The 21994-nt window shown below is 68.3% G+C and carries 19 protein-coding genes; 4 read left to right on the forward strand and 15 right to left on the reverse strand.

Features of this window, described 5'->3' with window-relative positions:
- The first annotated feature begins 125 nt into the window (after window positions 1–125).
- Complete coding sequence (gene radA, locus ABIB25_RS15680; RefSeq protein ID WP_354529406.1) at window positions 126–1622, forward strand: DNA repair protein RadA; 1497 nt, start codon at window positions 126–128, stop codon at window positions 1620–1622.
- Window positions 1623–1759: 137 nt separating this feature from the next.
- Window positions 1760–2851, forward strand: a complete 1092-nt coding sequence (disA, locus tag ABIB25_RS15685) for a DNA integrity scanning diadenylate cyclase DisA (RefSeq protein ID WP_502919823.1) — start codon at window positions 1760–1762, stop codon at window positions 2849–2851.
- Window positions 2852–2953: 102 nt separating this feature from the next.
- Here disA and ABIB25_RS15690 read toward each other — a convergent pair whose 3' ends face one another.
- Window positions 2954–3937, reverse strand: a complete 984-nt coding sequence (locus ABIB25_RS15690; protein WP_354529407.1) for a hypothetical protein — start codon at window positions 3935–3937, stop codon at window positions 2954–2956.
- A gap of 118 nt (window positions 3938–4055) precedes the next feature.
- On the opposite strand from ABIB25_RS15690, the gene ABIB25_RS15695 reads away from it, so the two are divergent.
- Window positions 4056–4979 (forward strand): HhH-GPD family protein, encoded by a 924-nt coding sequence (locus tag ABIB25_RS15695; RefSeq protein ID WP_354529408.1) that lies wholly within the window; start codon window positions 4056–4058, stop codon window positions 4977–4979.
- 17 nt (window positions 4980–4996) lie between these two features.
- On the opposite strand, the gene ABIB25_RS15700 is transcribed toward ABIB25_RS15695, so the two are convergent.
- The 4 genes from ABIB25_RS15700 to lysS form a co-directional block, all read right to left on the reverse strand.
- Window positions 4997–5320, reverse strand: coding sequence for a hypothetical protein (locus ABIB25_RS15700; protein WP_354529409.1), 324 nt, complete (start codon window positions 5318–5320; stop codon window positions 4997–4999).
- Between the two features lie 164 nt (window positions 5321–5484).
- Entirely contained in the window at window positions 5485–8025 is a 2541-nt protein-coding gene (locus tag ABIB25_RS15705) for an ATP-dependent Clp protease ATP-binding subunit (RefSeq protein WP_354529410.1), read from the reverse strand.
- A gap of 397 nt (window positions 8026–8422) precedes the next feature.
- On the reverse strand, window positions 8423–8791 hold the full coding sequence (locus ABIB25_RS15710; protein WP_354529411.1) for a histone-like nucleoid-structuring protein Lsr2: 369 nt from the start codon (window positions 8789–8791) through the stop codon (window positions 8423–8425).
- A gap of 238 nt (window positions 8792–9029) precedes the next feature.
- Window positions 9030–10499 (reverse strand): lysine--tRNA ligase, encoded by a 1470-nt coding sequence (lysS, locus tag ABIB25_RS15715; protein WP_354529560.1) that lies wholly within the window; start codon window positions 10497–10499, stop codon window positions 9030–9032.
- A 257-nt stretch (window positions 10500–10756) separates the two neighbouring features.
- Here lysS and ABIB25_RS15720 point away from each other — a divergent pair, with 257 nt between their 5' ends.
- Window positions 10757–11710 (forward strand): 3-methyladenine DNA glycosylase, encoded by a 954-nt coding sequence (locus ABIB25_RS15720; RefSeq protein WP_354529412.1) that lies wholly within the window; start codon window positions 10757–10759, stop codon window positions 11708–11710.
- 16 nt (window positions 11711–11726) lie between these two features.
- Here ABIB25_RS15720 and ABIB25_RS15725 read toward each other — a convergent pair whose 3' ends face one another.
- The 10 genes from ABIB25_RS15725 to ABIB25_RS15770 all read right to left on the reverse strand — a co-directional run bounded on the left by ABIB25_RS15725 (window position 11727) and on the right by ABIB25_RS15770 (window position 21978).
- Window positions 11727–13022, reverse strand: a complete 1296-nt coding sequence (locus ABIB25_RS15725; RefSeq protein ID WP_354529413.1) for a DUF6779 domain-containing protein — start codon at window positions 13020–13022, stop codon at window positions 11727–11729.
- A gap of 70 nt (window positions 13023–13092) precedes the next feature.
- The gene (locus ABIB25_RS15730; RefSeq protein WP_354529414.1) at window positions 13093–13605 is read right to left on the reverse strand and encodes a DUF3180 domain-containing protein; all 513 of its coding nucleotides are present in this window, start codon (window positions 13603–13605) and stop codon (window positions 13093–13095) included.
- The gene (gene folK / locus ABIB25_RS15735) at window positions 13595–14086 is read right to left on the reverse strand and encodes a 2-amino-4-hydroxy-6-hydroxymethyldihydropteridine diphosphokinase (RefSeq protein ID WP_354529415.1); all 492 of its coding nucleotides are present in this window, start codon (window positions 14084–14086) and stop codon (window positions 13595–13597) included. The genes ABIB25_RS15730 and folK overlap by 11 nt, the downstream gene beginning before the upstream one ends.
- Window position 14087: 1 nt before the next feature.
- Complete coding sequence (gene folB / locus ABIB25_RS15740) at window positions 14088–14462, reverse strand: dihydroneopterin aldolase (RefSeq protein WP_354529416.1); 375 nt, start codon at window positions 14460–14462, stop codon at window positions 14088–14090.
- Window positions 14455–15408, reverse strand: coding sequence for a dihydropteroate synthase (gene folP, locus ABIB25_RS15745; RefSeq protein WP_354529417.1), 954 nt, complete (start codon window positions 15406–15408; stop codon window positions 14455–14457). Before folP ends, folB begins: the two co-directional genes overlap by 8 nt.
- Window positions 15405–15992, reverse strand: a complete 588-nt coding sequence (folE, locus tag ABIB25_RS15750) for a GTP cyclohydrolase I FolE (RefSeq protein WP_354529418.1) — start codon at window positions 15990–15992, stop codon at window positions 15405–15407. The genes folP and folE overlap by 4 nt, the downstream gene beginning before the upstream one ends.
- Entirely contained in the window at window positions 15989–18592 is a 2604-nt protein-coding gene (gene ftsH / locus ABIB25_RS15755; RefSeq protein WP_354529419.1) for an ATP-dependent zinc metalloprotease FtsH, read from the reverse strand. The genes folE and ftsH overlap by 4 nt, the downstream gene beginning before the upstream one ends.
- Before the next feature lie 581 nt (window positions 18593–19173).
- Complete coding sequence (gene hpt / locus ABIB25_RS15760; RefSeq protein ID WP_354529561.1) at window positions 19174–19701, reverse strand: hypoxanthine phosphoribosyltransferase; 528 nt, start codon at window positions 19699–19701, stop codon at window positions 19174–19176.
- Between the two features lie 260 nt (window positions 19702–19961).
- Window positions 19962–20903: a tRNA lysidine(34) synthetase TilS gene (tilS, locus tag ABIB25_RS15765; RefSeq protein WP_354529420.1), complete on the reverse strand. Its 942-nt coding sequence runs from the start codon at window positions 20901–20903 to the stop codon at window positions 19962–19964.
- A 25-nt stretch (window positions 20904–20928) separates the two neighbouring features.
- Complete coding sequence (locus tag ABIB25_RS15770; protein ID WP_354529421.1) at window positions 20929–21978, reverse strand: Rv3626c family coenzyme F420 biosynthesis-associated protein; 1050 nt, start codon at window positions 21976–21978, stop codon at window positions 20929–20931.
- Window positions 21979–21994: the final 16 nt, after the last annotated feature.

The following is a 21994-nucleotide window of genomic DNA, read 5'->3' on the forward strand; positions in this document are numbered from 1 at the left end:
GTGGGATTCGCCGTGGTGGGCCGGTCGGCAGCCACCCTCACCCAGCAGCAGCACCCGCGACTGCTCCGGCGAGCCTTCGGCCCGCGTCACCGACGCTGTCGGTGGCTTGAACTAGTGTTCGATCCATGTCAGGAACCTCTTCGTTCTCCCCCCGTTCCGGGTTCGGTTCTTCGAGCTCCGGCGGGTCAGGTCTGTCATCGGCGCGATCGTCGGCCAAGGCAACGAAAGCGGCGAAACCCGCCTTCCACTGCACGGAGTGCGGTGCCTCCGTCCCCAAATGGGCCGGGCGGTGCCCCAACTGTCAGGCCTGGGGATCGCTGGCCGAGGTCGGGGCGGTCAAGACGATGCTTCGCAAGGTCACCGCCGGCCCCGTGACGGCGCCGGCGCGACCGATCGGCGAGATCGACGCCAGCCAGGTCGCGGCCAAGCCGAGCGGCGTGGCCGAGCTCGACCGGGTACTCGGTGGTGGCCTCGTGCCCGGCGGCGTAGTCCTGCTGGCGGGTGAACCAGGGGTCGGCAAGTCGACCCTGCTGCTGTCGGCCGCGCATGCCTGGGCGAAGACCCACCGGACGCCGGCACTCATCGTCACCGGTGAGGAGTCGGCCGCACAGGTGCGCATGCGCGCGGACCGGATGGGGACCATCCATCCCAACCTCTACCTGGCGGCCGAGACCGAGATGTCCGCCGTGCTGGCCCACATCGACGCGGTCGGCCCCGGCCTGCTGATCGTCGACTCGGTGCAGACCGTCTCCATGGCGGAGGTCGACGGCACCGCCGGTGGTGTCACGCAGGTCCGGGCGGTCGCAGCCACCCTGACGGCCATCGCGAAGGAGCGCGGGATCGCTTGCGTCCTGGTCGGTCACGTGACCAAGGACGGAGCCATTGCCGGTCCCCGGGTATTGGAGCACCTGGTGGACGTCGTCCTGCACTTCGAGGGCGACCGCAACTCGCCGCTCCGGCTGATCCGCGGCGTCAAGAACCGATTCGGTCCGGCCGACGAGGTCGGATGTTTCAAGATGGTCGAGAACGGCATCGTCGGCCTGTCCGACGCGTCCGGCCTGTTCCTGTCCGGACGCAAGCTACACATCCCGGGGACCTGTTCCACCGTCACCATGCAGGGTCGTCGGGCGATTCCGGTCGAACTGCAGGCGCTCGTCGGGCCGGCCGACTCGGAGGGTCCGCCGCGTCGCACGCTCTCCGGTCTGGACGCGGCCCGTGCGGCCATGGTGCTGGCCATCCTGCACCGTCTCGGCGGCGTGGACGTCGCCAAGCGGGAGGTGCTCGCGGCCACCGTGGGCGGCGTCAAGGTGATCGAGCCGGCGGCGGATCTGCCGCTGGCCATGGCGGTCTGGTCCTCGGCACGGGACATCCCGCTGGCTCCCGGGCTGATCATGTTCGGCGAGCTGGGCCTCTCCGCCGAGGTCAGGCCGGTCCAGCACATGGAGCGTCGCCTGGCCGAGGCCGCGCGTCTGGGATTCGACCACGCCGTCGTCCCGGCGGGAAGCGACAGCTCGCGGCCCAAGGGGATGAGGGTCGACGAGGCCGAGAATCTTGGTGACGCGATGCGTGCGCTCGGCAACGACAATGGTGTTGTCAGATGGTTGGAGCGGCGACGGAAATGACGGTTCGACGTCGATCTGTGGCGAGATCGATTCCCTTTGATGCACCCGGGAACAACTAGACTGCCATTCGCAGCCGTTTCCGCTGTGGGATGCGACGGGGGAAATCAGATGACGGCAGAGCTGATGAGGGGAAGCTGGTGATCGACGAGCGCGCCGCCGTCGAGGCCCAGCGTGAAGTACTCGCCCGGATCGCCCCGGGAACCCCCCTGCGAGAGGGTCTGGAGCGCATTCTCCGGGGTCGCACCGGAGCCCTGATCGTTCTCGGGTACGACCCGGTGGTCGAGGCCATGTGCGACGGTGGATTTCGGCTGGACGTCGAGTTCTCCCCTACCCGGCTCCGCGAGCTGTCCAAGATGGACGGCGCCGTCGTACTCGACGACGGCGCCACCAGGATTCTCCGGGCCAACGTCCAGCTGATGCCGGATGCGTCGATTCCTACGGTCGAATCCGGCACCCGCCACCGAACGGCGGAGCGGGCCGCATTGCAGACCGATCTGCCGGTCATCGCGGTCAGCCATTCGATGGCCATCATCAGTCTCTATTTCGGCGGCATGCGGCACGTGGTCGCCGATCCGTCGACCATTCTCGGTCGCGCCAACCAGGCGTTGGCCACCCTGCAGCGGTACAAATTCCGCCTCGACGAGGTGACGGCCTCGTTGTCGGCCCTGGAGATCGAGGACTTTGCCACCCTCCGCGACGCGATGACGGTACTGCAGAGGTTGCTGATGGTCCGCCGGATCGCCGACGAGCTCACCAGCAGCGTCATCGAACTCGGTACCGACGGCCGGCTGCTCGGTCTGCAACTCGACGAGCTGGTCAGCGGCACGGAGGAAATGCGCGAGCTGCTGATCCGTGACTACCTCCCACCGGAGGCCGTCGGCTTCGACGTCCAGCTGGTGATCGCCGGGTTGCGCCGGCTCGACGAAACCGAGATCCTGGACCTGACGGCCGTGTCCCGCGTGCTCGGATACCCGGGGCAGCTGGATTCATTGGAGTCGCCGACCAGCCCCCGCGGATATCGGCTCCTTGCCGGCATTCCGCGGGTCCCGCCCGTGATCCTGGACCGCCTGATCGCCCACTTCGGCAACCTTCAGGGCCTCCTTGCCGCCACTGCCGCGGACCTGCAGCTGGTCGATGGTGTCGGCGAGGGCCGCGCCCGTGTGGTCCGCGAGGGTCTGTCACGCCTCGCCGAGTCCTCAATCGTCGACCGGTACGGTGCCCCGCTCTGATCCGGGAAGGCGGGTAGATCGGATCGTCGGATACCTCGCAGCCGGTGCACGGTTGCATCAGCTGACGATCAGGATCGCGTCAGCCGACGGGCCGTGGCGGGGTCAGCTGATGGTCAGCGCCGCGGGCGCCGCCGCCAATGAGCCCACGGCAGCGCGGAGCTGGTACTGACCAGCCGGCACCGGCACCCGGTCGGCCGGGCAACCGGGGCTGGACGTCGTGCCCGACCACTTGATGTTGTACTGCACCGATTCTCCCGGCGTCAGCGTCCGGATGTCGGTGCCGGTGCCCGGGAAACAATCGGTCGTCGACCAGACACGCGCGCCGGCGGCGGTGTAGACCGAGAACACCTGCAGACTGCCCGACAGATCGCGGGTGCAGGTCACCGATCCGGCATTGGTGATCAAGACCCCCAGGGTCGGTTGAACCCCGAGCGGATAGGTCGTGGTGCCGGTGGTCGCCACCACCTTCAGACCCGAATCGGGGCACAGCAGCCGACCCTGCGCGTCGCTGCTCGGCGCCGGTGGGGCTGTGGTGGTGGCCGGCGTCGTCCCGGGCGTGGTGCCGGTCGGTGTCGTGGTCGCCGGCGTGGTCTTCGCGATGGTCGCCTTGGTTGCGGGAGTCGTCACAGCCGGCGGCGCCACGGGCTTGGTCGTCACAGGCTTGGTCGTCACAGGCTTGGTCGTCACAGGCTTGGTCGTGACGGGCTTGGTCGTCACGGGTTTGGTTGTCGGGGTCACCGGCGGCTTGGTGGTGGCCCGCGAGGTCACGGCCTTGCTCGAGGATGCCGCAGACTTCGTACTCGGCGTGAGCGTGGTCGACCCGGCGGCGCCGGCCGAGGCCTTCGCACCATCGGAGGTCTTCGCCGCTCCGGTGGCCGAACCACCGGACGAGGCGAGCACTCCGGTCAGCTTGGTCTGAGTCCCGCTCACTGCCGCCGGTCCAACCGCCGTGCCGCCGGCCGATCCAGACGACCTGCCGAGAACGAGGAAGATGACCCCGACCACCACCGCGACGACGGCGACCACGAAGGCGACCCGGCGGACCCAGTAGACCCTGGGCGAGCGGGGACCGACAGGATGCATCACGACCTCGACGGTAACCTCGACGAGCACGGAATCCGGTGAAGCAGGGCCGGTCCGTGACGATCTCGAACGAGGTCACCGGTGCCCACGGACGCAGGGGTTCCGACGAACGAGGGACGTGATGACGGCAACCGAACGACCGGGCGACCGCGGCCCGCAGGATGCCGTCGGTGGACCCGGGGCACTGGACCCCGCACGGCTGCTGACGTTCTTCGCCGACTACGGCCGGGATCTGCCGTGGCGCCGACCAGACGCCGGACCATGGGCAGTCCTGGTCAGCGAGTTCATGCTGCAGCAGACACCGGTCGTGCGGGTGCTGCCCGTCTTCGAGGCCTGGATGCAACTCTGGCCCCACCCCGCCGATCTCGCCGCTGATTCCACCGGCGACGCGGTCCGGGCCTGGGGACGGCTCGGCTATCCGAGACGGGCGCTACGGCTGCACGCAGCAGCCACGGCCGTCACCCACGAGTTCGGCGGGCAGGTTCCGTCGACCGTTGCCGAGCTCATCACCCTGCCGGGCGTCGGCGAGTACACGGCGAGAGCCGTTGCGGCATTTGCCTTCGGCGAGCGGACGCCGGTGGTGGACACCAATGTGCGGCGGGTGCTGTCGCGGGCGGTGCGCGGGCTGGACAGCATCCGGGAGGCGGCAACACCGGCGGACCGGCGCGAGCTCGAGGTCCTGTTACCTCCCGAACCCGCTGTCGCGGCTCGTTTCTCGGCAGCGGTGATGGAGCTAGGGGCCTTGGTGTGCAGTGCGGCGAACCCGCGATGCGCAGACTGCCCGCTCGCCGGCCGCTGCGCCTGGCGGGCCGCCGGCTATCCCACATCGACCGCAGCCCGCCCGGTCCAGACCTGGGCGGGCACCGATCGACAAGTGCGCGGACGCATCATGGCGGTGCTCCGGGAAGCCACCGAACCGGTGCCGTCGTCGGCGATCGACGTGGTGTGGCCGGACGCCGACCAGCGAACGCGCTGCGTGCTGTCCCTGATCGCGGACGGGCTTGCCGTCGTGTCCGCCGACGGCGGGCTGATGCTGCCCACCTGAACGTGCTCGACGCACCCTCAGAACGCGAGGATCACGCCGAGTCCGCGCAGGGCGTGGAGTGCGGCGAACAGTACGAGAACGGCAGCGAGACCGAGGAGATAGCCGGCCGGAGCCCGTCGGGCCGGATGAGCAGAGTGATTCTGGCGGAAACCGGCCACCACACCGATCAGGATGATGGCGGCAAAGCCCATGGCGGCGTAGTCGTAGTAGAACCAGGTCACCACACCGTCGATGTTGCTGTAGCTGCTCTCGCTGAAGCTGATGACGAAGGCCAGTGCCGCGCACACCACGCCGATCTTCATGCCGCCGGGGGTGTCGGAGATCCTTTGCCGTAGGTCCATGTGCCCTCCTGTCCGGTGCCCGGGAAAGCCGGCTACCCGTCCGACGGAGCTCCGACCATCGCGGTTCCCGCAGCACCCGGGCCAGGACAGCAGAGCGGGCCGGACGATTGCTCGTCCGGCCCGCTCGCCGATCAGTTCAGTTCAGCACCGGGGAAATTCCCGGGTCACTCCTTCTCGAAGCTGATGCCGGGGCCTTCGACGGCCAGGGCCGCCTCGACCGAATCCGGGATCTCCGACGGGCGCGGCACACCGACGAACGTGAAGATCTTGTCGACATCGGCGGTGCTGCCTTCGCCGTCCTTCACGTCGACCAGGACGATCTGGCCGGGCTTGATCTCGTCGAACAGGATCTTCTCGGACAGCTTGTCCTCGATCTCCCGCTGGATGGTCCGACGCAGCGGCCGGGCACCGAGAACCGGATCGAACCCGCGATCGCCGAGCAGCCGCTTCGCCGCATCGGTGACCTCCAGACCCATGTCCTTGTTCTTCAGCGCACCTTCGACGCGCTTCAGCATGAGGTCGACCATGGTCATGATCTGCTCGGGCGTCAGCTGGTGGAAGACCACCACGTCGTCGATGCGGTTGAGGAACTCAGGCCGGAAGTGACGCTTGAGCTCGTCGTTGACCTTGGACTTCATCCGCTCGTAGTTCGACTCGTCGCCGCCGGCGGAAAAGCCCATGCTGACGGCTTTGGAGATGTCCTGCGTGCCGAGGTTGGAGGTGAAGACGATGACCGTGTTCTTGAAGTCGACCGTCCGGCCCTGACCATCGGTGAGCCGGCCGTCCTCCAGCACCTGCAGCAGCGTGTTGTAGATGTCCGGGTGGGCCTTCTCGATCTCGTCGAACAGGACCACCGAGAACGGCTTGCGACGCACCTTCTCCGTCAGCTGACCGCCCTCTTCGTACCCGACGTATCCGGGAGGGGCACCGAAGAGCCGCGACGCGGTGTACCGGTCGTGGAACTCACCCATGTCGACCTGGATCAGGGCATCCTCGTCGCCGAAGAGGAACTCGGCGAGCGCCTTGGTCAACTCCGTCTTGCCGACACCGGACGGGCCGGCGAAGATGAACGAACCGGACGGACGCTTCGGGTCCTTCAGACCGGCACGCGTACGACGGATCGCCTGCGAGACAGCCTTGACCGCCTGGTCCTGGCCGATGATCCGCTTGTGCAGTTCATCTTCCATGCGGAGCAGACGTGAGGTCTCCTCCTCGGTCAGCTTGAACACCGGGATGCCGGTCCAGTTGGCCAGCACCTCTGCGATCTGCTCGTCGTCGACCTCGGAGACGACGTCGAGATCGCCGTCCTTCCAAGCCTTCTCGCGCTCAGACTTCTTGGTCAGCAGCTGCTTCTCCGAATCGCGCAGCGCAGCGGCCTTCTCGAAGTCCTGCGAGTCGATCGCCGACTCCTTGTCCCGACGGACGTTCGCGAGCTTCTCGTCGAAGTCGCGGAGGTCCGGCGGCGCCGTCATCCGACGGATGCGCATCCGGGCGCCGGCCTCGTCGATCAGGTCGATCGCCTTGTCCGGCAGGAACCGGTCGTTGATGTAGCGGTCGGCCAGGGTGGCCGCCGCAACCAGCGCGTCGTCGGTGATGGTGATGCGGTGGTGGGCCTCGTACCGGTCGCGCAGACCCTTGAGGATCTCGATGGTGTGGGCCACCGTCGGCTCGCCGACCTGGATCGGCTGGAAACGACGCTCGAGGGCGGCGTCCTTCTCGATGTGCTTGCGGTACTCGTCGAGCGTGGTGGCACCGATCGTCTGCAGCTCACCACGGGCCAACATCGGCTTGAGGATCGAGGCAGCGTCGATCGCACCCTCGGCGGCACCCGCTCCGACGAGCGTGTGCAGCTCGTCGATGAACAGGATGATGTCGCCGCGGGTGCGGATCTCCTTGAGCACCTTCTTCAGGCGCTCCTCGAAGTCACCGCGGTAGCGCGAGCCGGCGACCAGCGAACCGAGATCCAGCGTGTAGAGCTGCTTGTCCTTGAGCGTCTGCGGAACATCGCCGCGGATGATCGCCTGGGCAAGGCCCTCGACGACAGCGGTCTTGCCGACGCCGGGCTCACCGACGAGACACGGGTTGTTCTTGGTGCGGCGCGACAGCACCTGCATCACCCGCTCGATCTCCTTCTCGCGGCCGATGACCGGGTCCAGCTTGCCCTCGCGGGCCGACTGGGTCAGGTTGCGGCCGAACTGGTCGAGGACCAGCGAGGTCGACGGGGTGCCTTCGGACCGTCCTCCTTCGGCAGCGGCGGTTTCCTTGCCCTGGTATCCCGAGAGCAGCTGCAGGACCTGCTGGCGGACCCGGTTCAGGTCGGCGCCGAGCTTCTGCAGGACCTGGGCGGCGACGCCCTCGCCCTCTCGGATCAGGCCGAGCAGGATGTGCTCGGTCCCGATGTAGTTGTGGCCGAGCTGCAGCGCCTCGCGCAGCGAGAGCTCCAGCACCTTCTTGGCACGGGGGGTGAAGGGAATGTGACCGGACGGGGCCTGCTGGCCCTGGCCGATGATCTCCTCGACCTGGGCACGAACGCCTTCCAGCGCGATGCCCAGCGATTCGAGCGCCTTGGCGGCGACACCCTCGCCCTCGTGGATCAGGCCGAGCAGGATGTGCTCGGTCCCGATGTAGTTGTGGTTCAACATCCGGGCCTCTTCTTGCGCCAGGACAACCACGCGTCGCGCTCTGTCGGTAAATCTCTCGAACATGTGCACTCCTTACGAGCGTGCGCGGCAGGGAGGTGGTCCATTCCGTGTTGACGTCCACTGCGAACGACTGTGAGTCATTCGCAGCAGAAGCCCTCACGGACCGGATCGCTCGAGTCTAGTCGGGCCGGGCCGGGGAGCCCTGTCCTTCATCCACTCTTCGCTCAACCACTCTTGACGGAGAGTCCTGCGCACCAGAACCCCCACGATGGGTCTAACGCTCCCCCTGGTCGCGACGTTCCGCCAGGGACCTGCCCTACGCCGAGGGCGAACAGGCGCGGGTAGACAATTTCGCGCTCGGCCCGAGAGGCCGACGACCCCCGCACCGCGGTCGCGGTCGGGGGTCGTGGGTGGGGCGGTGGGCGGACGACCGCAATCGGTCGGAAGGCCGTCGGTCCGGTCAGTGAGCCGACTCGAACGCGTCGAGGACGGCGGCCGACAGACGGCCACGCTCTGAGACCTCGTACCCCGCGGCGCGGGCCCATTCGCGGATGGCAGCGGTCTGCTCACGATCAGGAGCGGTGCGAGCGGCGGACTTGGTGGCCTTGGCCGGCTTGGCCTTGGCACCACGGGCGGCGGAAACCCGACGCCCGCCATCGATCCGACGCGCGTGGGCCGTGAAGTTGGCCAGCGCGTCGCGGAGCTTCTTCGCGTTCTTGTCGGTCAGATCGATCTCGTAGTTCGCTCCATCGAGCGAAAATGCAACGGTCTCGGCGGCGACGGTTCCGTCAAGGTCATCAACAAGACTGACGGTGGTCATGGTGGCCATGGATTTTCCTCCTGATAGGGCCATGTCGGCCGTTATGTGTTCTCTTGCAAGAGTAGATCACAAATGCGTAAACAACCACCACGACCCGCCATTGCGCTATGCGTTCGGCCGGAGATCTGGGCGGAGAACTATGCGTACGCCCGCGCGAACCTCATTCTTGTCCACAGGCGCCACCCGAAGAACTCCCGCCCGGGCCACAGGTTAAGTGTCGGGTTAGCGAACTAAGAGCTGTGATCGGTCAGTCACCCGGGCGCACAAACGGGAAGAGGATCGTCTCGCGGATTCCCAATCCGGTCAGCGCCATCAGCAGCCGGTCGACGCCCATGCCCATCCCGCCGGAGGGCGGCATGCCGTATTCCATGGCCCGGAGGAAGTCCTCGTCCAGCAGCATGGCCTCGACGTCACCCAATCCGGCAAACCGGGCCTGGTCGACGAATCGCTCACGCTGCACGACGGGGTCGACGAGTTCAGAATAGGCCGTTGCCGTTTCCACACCACGGATGTAGAGATCCCACTTCTCGGTCAGTCCCGGACGCTCCCGGTGCTCGCGTGTCAGCGGGGACGTTTCGGCCGGGAAATCGCGGACGAACGTCGGCAGCACCAGTGACTCGACAACCAGCTCCTCGAAGAGTTCCTCGGCGAGTTTGCCCGGCCCGTAGTGTGGCGCGACCGCCACCCCGAACTTCTTCGCCAACTCGACGAGGCGGTCCATCGGGGTGTTCACGTCGACGTCCTCGCCCGTCGCCTCGGACAATGCGCCGTACAGCGTAATGGACTTCCATTCGCCGCCGAGATCGAAGTCCGATCCGTCGGCGTGCACGGCGGTCGTCGAACCGAAGATCTCCGTTGCCGCGTTCTGGATCAGGTCGCGGGTCAGGTCGGCCATGCCGTTGTAGTCGGAGTAGGCCTCATACGCTTCCAGCATTGCGAATTCCGGCGAGTGCGAAGAGTCCGCACCCTCGTTCCGGAAGTTGCGGTTGATCTCGAAGACCCGGTCGATACCCCCCACCACACAACGCTTCAGGTACAACTCCGGCGCAATTCGCAGGAAGAGATCCATGTCCATGGCATTCATGTGGGTGGCGAACGGGCGGGCCGCTGCACCTCCGTGGAGCACCTGGAGCATCGGAGTTTCCACCTCCAGGTAGCCCCGGTTGTGCAGCGTCTCCCGGAGTGAGCGATTGGCCAGCGCCCTGACCTCCGCATTGCGCCGGGCCTGCGGCCGGACGATGAGGTCGACGTAACGCTGCCGTACGCGAATCTCCTCCGACAATGGCTTGTGGGCGACGGGCAGCGGGCGAAGGGACTTCGCGGTGAGCTGCCAGGAATCGGCCAGAACGCTCAACTCGCCTCGTTGGGAGGTGATGACCTCGCCCTCGGCAAAAAGATGGTCGCCCAGATCGATGTCCGATTTGAAGGAGGCCAGCGACTCGGCACCGACCGAGGCCAGGGAGATCATCACCTGTAGTTCTGTGCCGGTTTCCCCGGCTCCACCTTCGCGGAGTGTCACAAAACACAGTTTTCCGGAATTGCGCAGGAAGATGACCCGCCCGGTGACGCCGACGGTCCGGCCGGTGTGCACGTCCGGGTCCAGGTCCGGAAACTGGGCCCGCAACTCGGCGAGGTCGGTCGTCCTGGCCACACCGACCGGGTAGGGATCAATTCCGGCATTCAACAGTCGGGCGCGCTTGTCCCGTCTGACCCGCATCTGCTCCGGCAGATCGTCGTCCCCACCCGACACCTCGTGCTTGCCACCGGACTTTCCCGGGCGCTCGCCGGACGCGGACGGGCCGGATCGTTCAGAATGGATCGGATCTTCTGGGTTGACGCCATCTTCTGGATCGTCAGGTCGGGAGCTCACGACTCCAAAGGGTACGTGCCCGCGATCGCACTCCCCTTCACAGCCGCGGTTCGGAGATTTCGCCGAGGTATTTCCGAGCCGGGTGATGGGTGGAGAATGATCCGGTGATCGTCGGTCGTGAAGAATCCGTCACCGTCGAACTGCTCGCGCACGACGACTGGACCCAGCGGGAAGAACGGCACGTCGAACTGGTCGACGAACTGACGGCGTCGCACAGATCACGGATCGCGGAGAATCGCACCCATCCGGTCGAGGACTTCCTCTTCACCTACTACTCGCACCGGCCGGCCCAGCTCCGACGCTGGCACGCCGGAGCCCGATTCGGACTGCTCGATGCCGGCGACCGGGCCCAGTGGCGGTTCCATCGAGCCCTCCCCGTTGGCGTCGCGATGGGCGATGTCTCGGGCGGCGCCCGTCCGGTCGGCGACGTCACCGACGCCGTGGTGGTCGACCCGGCCTACTTCCTCGACGCACGGGGCAAGAGTGTGCGGTTCATCCACGAGTTGCTCGGTCGGACCCGGGCGGCGACGCCCTCGTTCGGTTGTTTCGGCCTGCACGAGTGGGCGATGGTCTACCAGGTCCAGGACCGGCGGCACCTGGACTGGCCGCTGCGGCTCGGGGCGGACGGGACGGACGAGGTGGTCCGCGACCACCAGATCAAGTGCTCGCACTACGACGCCTTCCGGTTCTTCACCCCGGCCGCCCGGGGGCGGAACCTGCTGGCCCCGGATCTGTGGAGCCGGGACCGGATGGAACAGCCCGGGTGCCTGCATGCGTCGATGGACCTCTACAAGTGGGCCTACCGCCTGGTCCCGATCGTCTCCAGCGAGTTGCTGCTCGATTGTTTCCTGCTCGCGCGGGAGATCAGGGAGATCGACATGCGGGCATCGCCCTACGACCTCACGGAACTCGGTTATCCACCGATCCCGATCGAGACCCCTTCCGGCAAGACGGAGTACGTCACCGCCCAGCGCAGCTTCGCCGACAGGGGCCAAGAGCTGCGCGACCGGCTGCTGTCGGCCGTCGACAGCGCATTCGGCGACCTGGGCGTTCGTTGAGCCTGCAGAGCCCGGATCAGTCCTCTGCCCGTCGCCGACGGCGAGGGGCGGCGTCGGAGCTGCCGTAGGCGGCCAGCAGGTCGGCCACCGAGATGCCAGCCGAGTGGCCGGTACCGGCGAGTGCATGCTCCGGCGGCGTGTCACCGTCTTCGGGCTGCGCTGCCGGGTCGACGAATGCCCCCGATGCCGGCTCCGGTTCCGATGCGGGCTCTGATTCCGGCGTCGGCTCTGATTCCGGCGTCGGCTCTGATTCCGGCGCTGGCTCTGATTCCGGCGCTGGCTCGGGTTCGCTGAAGGCTGCGGCTTCTTCTTGCGCCTCCGGCGCAGTGTCGGCCTCCGCCTCCGCCTCCGCCTCGGGCTCGGCCTCCGGCGCCGGCTCGACGCCGGGCTCGGCTTCCGGCTCCGGCTCCGGCTCGACAATCAACTCCGGCTCGGCCTCAGCCGCCGGCTCGGGCTCAACGATCAGCTCCGGCTCGACGATCAGCTCCGGCTCCGTGACTGGCTCCGCCTCGACCACCACCTCGGGCCCCACCTCGGCAACAGGCGACGGTGCGGGCGGGTGCGCCGGCTGGGCGTGGGCGTGCTCATCGACCACGCCGGGCGCAACCGGCGCACCGGGCACCGGCTGGGCACCGGGTCCGAACATCGCCCGGGGGAACTGGATGGTGTCGTCCTCGCGCATCGGGTACGGACCACCTAGACCGGACGAGCCGAAGCCCGACGACCCGGGGACCGCCGAAGGAGCGCTCGACTGGTGACCGACATACGGCCCGGTCGGTTCGGGGGCGTGCTCGATCTGGCCGGGGCGGGACGTGTTCGCGAGCCGATTCCGGCCCGCATCGCCGACCTGTCGCACCCTGGTCGACTCTGCGGACAACGTCAGGCGTTCGAAGAGCAGGTCACCGTCGAGCAGACCGGACAACGTCGTGTTCAGTCGGTCGAGTTGCTCGCGCAGACCCGCCAGCTCCTCGCGATGCCGCGACTCCGCGTCCTCCCGAGCCGCTTCCGAAACTCCGATCTCGTACTCCCGGCGCGCGGTGATCTCGCGATGGAGTTCGAGTTCGTAGGTGCGCTTGCTCTCCTCGGTCTTGAGTTCGGCCGAACGCGCGGTCCGGCGGAAGTAGACGACGGGGAAGGCTGCGGTGAAGGCCGCCCACACTCCGAGCAGCGCGGCCAGCTTCAGCCAGCGCACCTCCTCGGAGAAGACCGCCAGCGCGATCGCACCGACGGCCAGCAGAAATCCCAGCACCAACAAGCCACGCATGAGCACGGGCGTCACCCCACGGCGGGGGCGATTTCCGGCTCGGGTCATGGCCCACAGGTTACCGGGGCCGGGTGTGTTCACGAGCCCGTTGCTCCTCCGGCGCGCAGACCGGACCACCTCACCGAGTGGACGAACGCCCGTCACGCGGATCTTCGGGCGCCCGGCAGCAGTATTCGAGATACAACGCCCCGAAGACCATCAGAGCCGAGCCGGCCAGCCCGACACCGGCGCTCACCGAATCCGATCGGGCTGCGGTGATCACGCCTGAGTCCGGCAGGACATAGGCGAGCAGGCCAACCCAGAGCCCGCCCAGCGCAGCTCCCGCCAGGGCCGAGGCCTTGGCCGTCATCACCGCTCGAGCGGCGGTCAACGGCGGGACCGGAGGTCTGAGGTCCTGACGACCCTCGTCCCGGCGGACCTGGATCCGCTGCCGCAGTCCGTGCCCGAAGATCGCCTCCGCGATCCCGAGGATCGCCGGCGCCAACCCGGCCAACCGCGGGATCGGCGGGATGCTGCCGTAGTTCAGGCGGACGACGAGGTAGCCGACGATGGCCGCGACGAGCCCGACGGCCATCAGATCGCGCGGTCGGGTCGGTCCCATCCGGAAGGCGGGAGTGCGATCAGCCGACATGGCCGACCGCACTGATGTCGGCGGAGTCCAGGCCCGCCAGCAGGGTCAGGACCGGCCCGCGGTCGGGAAGGACTGCGTCCGGGTCGATCTCGGCCCACGGCAGCAGGACGAACGCCCGTTCGTGGGCGCGCGGGTGCGGGAGGGTGAGATCCGGGTCCTGCGAGACGACGTCGTCCACGACCACCACATCGGCATCGAGAGTTCTCGGGCCCCAACGGATATCTCGCACACGGCCGGCGTCACTCTCGAGCTCCCGGCACAGGTCCAGCCATCCGTAGGCGTCCAGATCGGGCGAGGAGGCGATCATCGCAAGGTTGTAGTAGTCGTCCTGCGGAACCGGACCCCAGGGCGGCGTCCGGTAGACGGACGACACGGCGATCACCCCGCCAGGCAGCCACTTCGCCAGCGCGGCAACGGCATCGGCCAGATGTTGACGCCGATCGCCCAGATTCGAGCCCAACGACAGAACGGCACGCGACATCTCAGGCACCGGTCCGTCGGACGGAACGGCGGATCGTCACGGCGACGTCCACGAAGTCCAGCGGGATCGGGGCAGACGGCTTGTGCAGGGTCACTTCCACCGCGTGCACGGGATAGGTGGCGATCACCTTGTCGGCGATCTCGCCGGCCACCGCTTCGATCAGGTCCCGCGGCGGCCCACCGATGATCCCGGCCGCCAGTTCGGCCAACTCGCCGTAGTGAACGGTGGTGGTCAGGTTGTCGGTTCGGGCGGCCACCGTCAGGTCGAGCCAGAGCGTGAGGTCGACGACGAAGTCCTGGCCGTCACGACGTTCGTGTTCGAAAACCCCGTGGTAGCCGAAGATCTTGAGGCCGGTCAGGGTGATCCGGTCAGCCACGACGCTGTCCTTTCCGGTGTCCGAAGAACTCCGGCGGCGCCGTGGCGTCGGCCAACGGCCCGTCGGGCGCCGTCCCGGTCCGCATCGTTGCCGCCGGGTGTACCGAGGCGCCGGCAGCGGCCAGCACGGCCAGGGCGTCCCGCGTTGGCTGCGGCTCGTGCACCCTGATCCCCCAGGCGCCCCGTTGCGCAGCCAGCAGTGACACAGCCGCGGTCGCCGCCTCGCGTCCCGCCGGCGGCCGCTGGGTTCCGGACTCGTCCAGGAGGAGCTCTCCGAGAAAACGTTTCCGCGACGCTCCCACCAGGACTGGCAACCCGATGTCCACCAGCGAGGCCAACTTCTCCAGCAGTGCCCAGTTGTGCCGGGCGTCCTTGGCGAAGCCGAGTCCGGGATCCAGGATGACGCTACGCTCGTCGACCCCGGCCGCCAGGGCGCGATCCACCTGGACCAGCAGTTCCTCGCGTACCTCGGCGACCACATCGGCATAGGTGGCCTGCTGCTGCATGGAGGCGCTGTGACCTCGCCAGTGCATGAGGATCCACGGCACACCCGTCTCGGCCGCGACGGCGGCCATGGCCGGGTCGGCCAGCCCCCCCGAGACGTCGTTGATGATGCTCGCGCCGGCCTGCACCGCCGCTCGCGCCACCCCAGATCTGGTGGTATCCACGGAGCAGACGATGCCCTGCGCCGTCAGGGCGCCGATCACCGGGATCACCCGTTCCGACTCCGTGGGGCCATCGATGCGGTGAGCGCCGGGCCGGGTCGACTCGCCGCCGACGTCGACGACGTCCGCCCCCTGACGGACCAGCTCGATCCCGTGGGCGATGGCAGCGTCGGTGTGGTCCCAGCGTCCTCCGTCGGAGAACGAATCGGGCGTGACGTTGAGGACCCCGAAGAGGAAGGCCCGGGAACCGAACACCGGGAACCGGTTGCTCGTGGGAGTCACCGGCCCGTGATCAGGCTCATCGCCTCGGCGCGGGTGCTGGCCCTGGTCTGGAAGATCCCGCGCACCGCCGACGTGGTGGTGACCGCGCCGGGCTTGCGAATCCCCCGCATCGCCATGCACAGGTGCTCTGCCTCGATGACGACGATGACGCCGGCCGGCTCCAGCCGCCGCACCAGCGCCTCGGCGATCTGCGTGGTCAGGCGCTCCTGTACCTGCGGGCGCCGCGAGTACCCGTCGACCACCCTGGCCAGTTTGGACAGCCCGGTGACCTGACCGTTCCGGCCCGGGATGTAACCCACGTGTGCATGCCCGAAGAAGGGGACCAGATGGTGCTCGCAGGTCGAGTACATCGGAATGTCCCGCATCAGCACCATCTCGGAGTGGTGCTCCTCGAAAACGGTGTCCAGCACCAGGTCCGGGTCGACATGCAGTCCGCCGAACTGCTCGGCGAAGGCCCGCGCCACCCGACCCGGCGTCTCCTTGAGACCATCGCGGTCGACGTCCTCGCCCACCGCGATCAACAGCTCACGGACGGCCGCTTCGGCGCGGATCTGGTCGAACGGCGGCCGGGTCTCGACCGTCATCGGCGCTGATCTCCGGGAGGCGGCGCCCAGGGATCGATCGGTCCGTTCTCGTCACTCTGCTCCGGTGCACGATGTCCGCCGGTCTGGCTCGAAGCGTCGCCCGCCGCGCCGTTTCCGGCAGCACCATTGCGCGCCGACCCGTTGCCGTTGTGGCCGTTGCTGTTCGGGTAACCGTTGCTGGTGGGGACACCCGTGCCGTTCGGGTGTGCGCCGGTCTGATGAGCCGGGCCATAGCCGTTGCCGTTCCACGCGTTCGCAGTGGGAACTCCACCGTTGCCTCCGAGCGGTGGCACTCCGGCGTCACTTCCGGGCAATGGCGCCAGCGGACCGGGGAGCACGCCACCGGTCCAGTTCGGCGACTGCCCGACACCGGTCGGGGGCGTCAGGTACGGGTTGGGCGCCGGGTAGGGGTATCCGGCCGGTACGCCCTGCGGGGCAGGAAAACTCTGTCCGTAACCCGGAACACCGGGCTGCCCGTACCCCGGCTGGCCGTAGCCGGACTGCCCGTACCCCGGCTGGCCGTAGCCGGGCTGCCCGTACCCCGGCTGGCCGGAACCCGGCTGCCCGAATCCGGGCACCGCCGGTTGACCGTTGGTGGCGGGCGGACCGGCGAAAGCCGCCGGGGCACCGACCGGAACCGGAGACTTCAACAGCTGGGGCGGCTGCGGCGGCGGCCACTGCTCGCCACGTTCGACGGCCAGCTCGCCGGGGGTCTTGATGGGCGGACGGTCGGACGGGACACGCTGGCCCCAGTCGTCGAACGTGGTGATCCGCGGTCGCTTCACGACGGTGGAGAAGATGATCTCCAAGTCCTTGCGCTCCAACGTCTCTCGCTCGAGCAGCTTGGTGGCCAGGTCGTCCAGCACGTCGCGGTACTCGTTCAGCACGGCCCAGGCCTCGGTGTGGGCGGCCTCGATCAGCGCGCGTACCTCGCCGTCGATCTCCGCTCCGACCTCGAGCGAGTAGTCGGCCGAGTGGCCGTAGGTGCGACCGAGGAACGGCTCGTCGTCGCCGGTGCCGTACTTCACGGCTCCGAGCTTGGCCGACATGCCGTACTCGGTGACCATCGCCCTGGCGATCTTCGTCGCCTGGGCGATGTCGGAGGACGCGCCGGTGGTGGGCTCGGCGAAGACCAGTTCCTCCGCGGCCCGGCCACCCATCGCCATCACCAGGCGGGCGATCATCTCGGTCCGCGTCATCAGGCCCTTGTCGTCCTCGGGCACCACCAGCGCGTGCCCGCCGGTGCGGCCACGCGGCATGATCGTCACCTTGTAGACCGGCTCGAGATCAGGCATCGCCCAGGCCGCGAGCGCGTGGCCACCCTCGTGGTACGCGGTGATCTTGCGTTCCTTCTCGGAGATGACCTTCCCCTTGCGGGCCGGCCCGCCGACGACCCGGTCGACCGATTCCTCGAGCGCCGCGTTGGTGATGACGGTGCCGTGCGTGCGGGCGGTCAGCAGTGCGGCCTCGTTGATGACGTTGGCCAGGTCTGCGCCGGACATGCCGACGGTGCGCTTGGCCAGCGGCAGGAACTCGACGTCAGGAGCAAACGGCTTGCCCTTGGAGTGCACGGCCAGGATCGCCTGACGACCACGGAGATCGGGCTGGCCGACCGGGATCTGCCGGTCGAACCGACCGGGGCGGAGCAGCGCGGGGTCCAGGATGTCGGGCCGGTTGGTAGCCGCGATCAGGATGATCCCGCCCTTGGCCTCGAACCCGTCCATCTCGACGAGCAGCTGGTTGAGGGTCTGCTCGCGCTCGTCGTGACCGCCGCCCATCCCGGCACCGCGGTGACGGCCGACGGCGTCGATCTCGTCGACGAAGATGATGGCCGGCGCGTTGGCCTTGGCCTGCTCGAACAGGTCGCGGACCCGGGAGGCGCCGACACCGACGAACATCTCGACGAAGTCCGAACCGGAGATCGTGTAGAACGGCACGCCGGCCTCGCCGGCCACGGCCCGGGCCAGCAGCGTCTTACCGGTGCCGGGCGGACCGTACAGCAGCACGCCCTTGGGGATCTTGGCGCCGAGCGCCTGGTAGCGGGCCGGATTCTGCAGGAAGTCGCGGATCTCGTCGAGCTCCTCGACCGCCTCGTCGGCGCCGGCCACGTCGGTGAACTTGGTCTGCGGCATGTCCTTGTTCAGCAACTTCGCCTTGGACTTGCCGAACGACAGCACCTTGTTGCCGCCGCCCTGGGCGTTGTTCATCATCCAGAGCAGGAACAGGATGATCAAACCGATCGGGATCAGGTAGATGAGCAGCGAGAACAGGCCCGACTCGCTGGTGACCTGGGTGTCGTAGGTGGCGGCCTTGGACTTCTGGACGGCGACGAACACGTCGTCGGAGGCACCGTCGGGGTAGAGCGCATAGATCTGGCTCGAGCCGTCGACCGCATTCTTCAGCGTCAGCCGGATGCGCTGTTCCTTGTCGTCGATGATCGCGCTCTTCGCGTTCCCGTTCGACAGCTGCGCAAGCACGACGGACGTCGGCTCGACCTTGTAGTCCTTGGTGTCGTCGGACAGGTAGTTGTAGACCAGGTAGGCCACGAAGATGACTGCGACCCACAGCAGAGGCGAGCGGATCAGGCGCTTACGGTCCATGTGGCGTTCGGCCGCTCGGCGGCCTCCACCCTCTCTGAGAAATCAGACATCCAGGCTCCTTGGCGAAGACTGATCGCGGCCGGCAATCTGCATGCTTGCGTGGTCTGTTTGGTACGTCTGGTCGGTGCTGCTGGTTGACAGATTTGCCATCAGCGCACTTGACATTGAGCGTACCGCGCAGCAGAAAGGTTCCCCGCGCGTTCCGCGCAGGGCGTGATCAGCCCCGACACACGCTCATCGGCCATCTGACCGGACGTGGCCGGCCTGACCGTGAACACGGGGCCGCGGGCCGCCTCCGCACCGCCCGTGGCCGACCGGTATGACCTCCGCACCGCCCGAGGCCGACCGGTATGACCTGCGCACCGCCCGAGGCCGACCGGTATGACCTGCGCATCACCGGTAGCACCGCCCGCAGTCATACCGGTGCAGCACGGGTGCTACCGGTGGTCTGCCCGGTCATACCGCCGGCGCAGCCACGCCAGCGCAACCCCGCCGGCGCAACCCCGCCGGCGCAACCCCGCCGGCGCAACCCCGCCGGCGCAACCCCGCCGGCGCAACCCGAGGCCGAGCAGGGCCGGCCGTCAGGCGTACATGTGCTCTCCGAGCAGGCCGACGAACGGGAGGTCGCGGTAGCGCTCGTTGAAGTCGAGGCCGTAGCCGACGACGAAGTCGGTCGGGATGTCGAAGCCCACGTAGCCGACCTCGACCTCGACCTTGACCGCCTCGGGCTTGCGGAGAAGTGCCACGATCTCGATCGAGGCGGGCCCGCGGGTCTGCAGGTTCTTCTGGAGCCAGGACAGCGTGAGACCGGAGTCGATGATGTCCTCGACGATCACCACCCGGCGGCCGGTGATGTCACGGTCCAGGTCCTTCAGGATTCGCACCACTCCTGACGACGACGTCGCCGAGCCGTAGGAGCTGACCGCCATGAACTCGAGTTCGGAGGGGATCGGCAGGGCTCGGGCGAAGTCGGTGACGAACATCACCGCACCCTTGAGCACGCAGACCAGCAGCGGCGGGGTGTCGCCGGAGTGGTTGGCGGCCACGGCGGCGGCCAACGCCACGATCTTCTCCTGCAGCACCTTCTCCGTGATCAGAGTGGCCGCGATCTCCCCGAGGTAGCCGTGGTCGGCGCCCGGATCGGCATCGTCCGGACCCGGCCGGACGGCGTCGGCGGAGGTCAGGACGGTGGTCAGTGCAGTGGCCGATACCTGGCTGCCGGGCACGGGTCTCCCTGTCAGAGTCTGGTCCACCCATCGGCCCGCCGCGGCAGATCGATGGGAGCTGGAAACCGCCCGGAGGCGGCCATGGTCACACTGCCACCCAACGCCCCGAACAGTCCATCCGGCCCCAGCCCCGACGAGCGCGTTCACCCCGCCGGGACGGCGCGGAGCGTGGTGCCGGTCCGGACCGCGTCGACGGCGCCCGGCAGCCGGACGGCGCCGGTGCGGCGCGGGCCCATGGCCAGCGAATCGAGCCGCACCAGGTGGTCGGCGGTCAGTGCTCGGGCACCGACCGCATCGGCCCAGGCGCGCAGGGCTCGGCGACGCAGCGCCACCGGATGTCCGGCGAGAGCCTCGAGGTCGACGACCCCGCCGCTCTGCCACACCTCCGCCAACACCCGGGCGGCGAGATAGTCGAGCGCTTCGAGGTCCTCGGCCAGCAGGTCGGCGGTGCGAGCCAGAGCGGGCGCCACTCCCCCGCCCAGCACCTCTTCCATCAGCGGCAGCACCTCACGCCGCAACCGGACCCTGGTGAAGGCGGGATCGACGTTGTGCGGGTCGTCCCAGAATTCGATTCCTGCTTCCCGGCAGGCACTCTCGGTGTCGGAGCGCCGAACGCCGAGGAACGGCCGCCCCCAAGGACGGTTCCACGGCCGCATGCCGGCGATGGAACGCGGGCCCGAGCCGCGCCCCAGACCCAGCAGGACGGTCTCGGCCTGGTCGTCCGCGGTATGACCGAGCAGCACGGCCGCGCCGTCCACCGGCAGCAGCGTCCGATAGCGGGCCGCCCGCGCGCCGGCCTCCAATCCCGCACCGGTCTCGACCGTCACGGTATCGATTCGGACTGTGCGGTAACCGATCTCGTGCAGTTGCTCGGCGACGTCGACTGCCCGCCGGGCCGAACCGTCCTGCAACTGGTGGTCGACGGTGACGGCGCCGAGCCTTGATTCGTCCAGGACGGCGAAGCATCCGATGGCCAGCGCCAGGGAGTCGGCGCCACCCGAGCAGGCCACGGTGATCTTCGTGTCGGGCCCGGCGAAGGCATCGACCCAGTCGGCCACCGCGGCGCGGACCACCGCCACGCTCACGACGACCCACCCGGAACAGGCCCCCTCACGTCAGGACCCGGTCGATCCAGCCCTTCGGGTCGGTGGTCTCCGCCCTGGTCGGCAAGGTCTCGGGCGAGGTCCAGATGGTGTTGAACGCGTCCATCCCGACCTCGTCGACGACGGCGGACACGAACGCGGCACCCTTCACGTACTGCGCCATCTTCATGTCCATGCCCAGCAGCGAACGCAGAATCCGGTCGAACGGGCCGCGACCCTTCTTGCGCCGCAACGTGAACGACTTCCGGATCTCACCGACCGAGGGGATGACGGTCGGCCCGACGGCGTCCATGACGTGGTCGGCGTGGCCCTCGAGAAGCGTCATCAGGGCCATCAGCTTGTCGAAGATCAGGCGCTGCTCGGGGGTTTGCACGGTCTCGATCCAGGACGACCCGCCGGCACTGCCGCGGCCACCCTTGACGGCCTTGACGATGCGGCCCAGCAACTCACTCGCGTCGGTGTCGGCGGCCTCGCCGAATTCGGCGACCAGCCCACGGAAGTGCTCGCGCAACCAGGGAACGGCGGTGAACTGAAGCCGGTGGGTGCTCTCGTGGAGACACACCCACATCCGGAAATCCACCGGATCGGCGTGCAGTTCCCGCTCGACCTTGATGATGTTGGGCGCCACCAGCAACAACCGCCCCGGCGCCCCGGACACCGAGTCCGGTCCGGGCGGCGCCAGCGGGTCGTACTGACCCAGCACACGGCTGGACAGGAAGCTGAGCACCACACCGAGTTGCGCCCCGGCAGCGGTCTTGGCCCGCGGCGCCTGATCCAATTTGCCGGCCAGCTTGGCCGCCAGCGGAGCCGTCAGCTCGGCCATGCCCTGGGCGGTGGCCTCGATCCAATGCGGCCGGTCGACGACGAAGGCCTTCTCCACCGGCAGACCGTGCCCGAGACCGGTGGTGTCCCTGACGATCAGCTCGGCCTTGGCCGAGAATTGCTGCAGATCCTGCACCGCCTGCCTGGCCTGTTCGGCGGAGACATCGGGGCCGGTCGGCGCCAACCGCTGTCCGGAACGGACGGCGGCGGCCCAGTCGATCGCTTCGGCAGCCATGGCACAACGGTAGAGC

It is taken from the genome of Nakamurella sp. UYEF19 (assembly GCF_040546275.1).
Taxonomy (GTDB): Bacteria; Actinomycetota; Actinomycetes; order Mycobacteriales; family Nakamurellaceae; genus Nakamurella.

Coding starts and splice junctions, on each gene's coding strand:
- ABIB25_RS15705 (WP_354529410.1), bottom strand. CDS start 8,025: ATGTTCGAGAGATTTACCGACAGAGCGCGACGCGTGGTTGTCCTGGCG.
- ABIB25_RS15695 (WP_354529408.1), top strand. CDS start 4,056: ATGACGGCAACCGAACGACCGGGCGACCGCGGCCCGCAGGATGCCGTC.
- ABIB25_RS15770 (WP_354529421.1), bottom strand. CDS start 21,978: ATGGCTGCCGAAGCGATCGACTGGGCCGCCGCCGTCCGTTCCGGACAG.
- ABIB25_RS15710 (WP_354529411.1), bottom strand. CDS start 8,791: ATGGCCACCATGACCACCGTCAGTCTTGTTGATGACCTTGACGGAACC.
- folK (WP_354529415.1), bottom strand. CDS start 14,086: ATGTCGCGTGCCGTTCTGTCGTTGGGCTCGAATCTGGGCGATCGGCGT.
- ftsH (WP_354529419.1), bottom strand. CDS start 18,592: ATGGACCGTAAGCGCCTGATCCGCTCGCCTCTGCTGTGGGTCGCAGTC.
- ABIB25_RS15700 (WP_354529409.1), bottom strand. CDS start 5,320: ATGGACCTACGGCAAAGGATCTCCGACACCCCCGGCGGCATGAAGATC.
- ABIB25_RS15730 (WP_354529414.1), bottom strand. CDS start 13,605: ATGTCGGCTGATCGCACTCCCGCCTTCCGGATGGGACCGACCCGACCG.
- folE (WP_354529418.1), bottom strand. CDS start 15,992: ATGACGGTCGAGACCCGGCCGCCGTTCGACCAGATCCGCGCCGAAGCG.
- ABIB25_RS15725 (WP_354529413.1), bottom strand. CDS start 13,022: ATGACCCGAGCCGGAAATCGCCCCCGCCGTGGGGTGACGCCCGTGCTC.
- lysS (WP_354529560.1), bottom strand. CDS start 10,499: ATGCGGGTCAGACGGGACAAGCGCGCCCGACTGTTGAATGCCGGAATT.
- radA (WP_354529406.1), top strand. CDS start 126: ATGTCAGGAACCTCTTCGTTCTCCCCCCGTTCCGGGTTCGGTTCTTCG.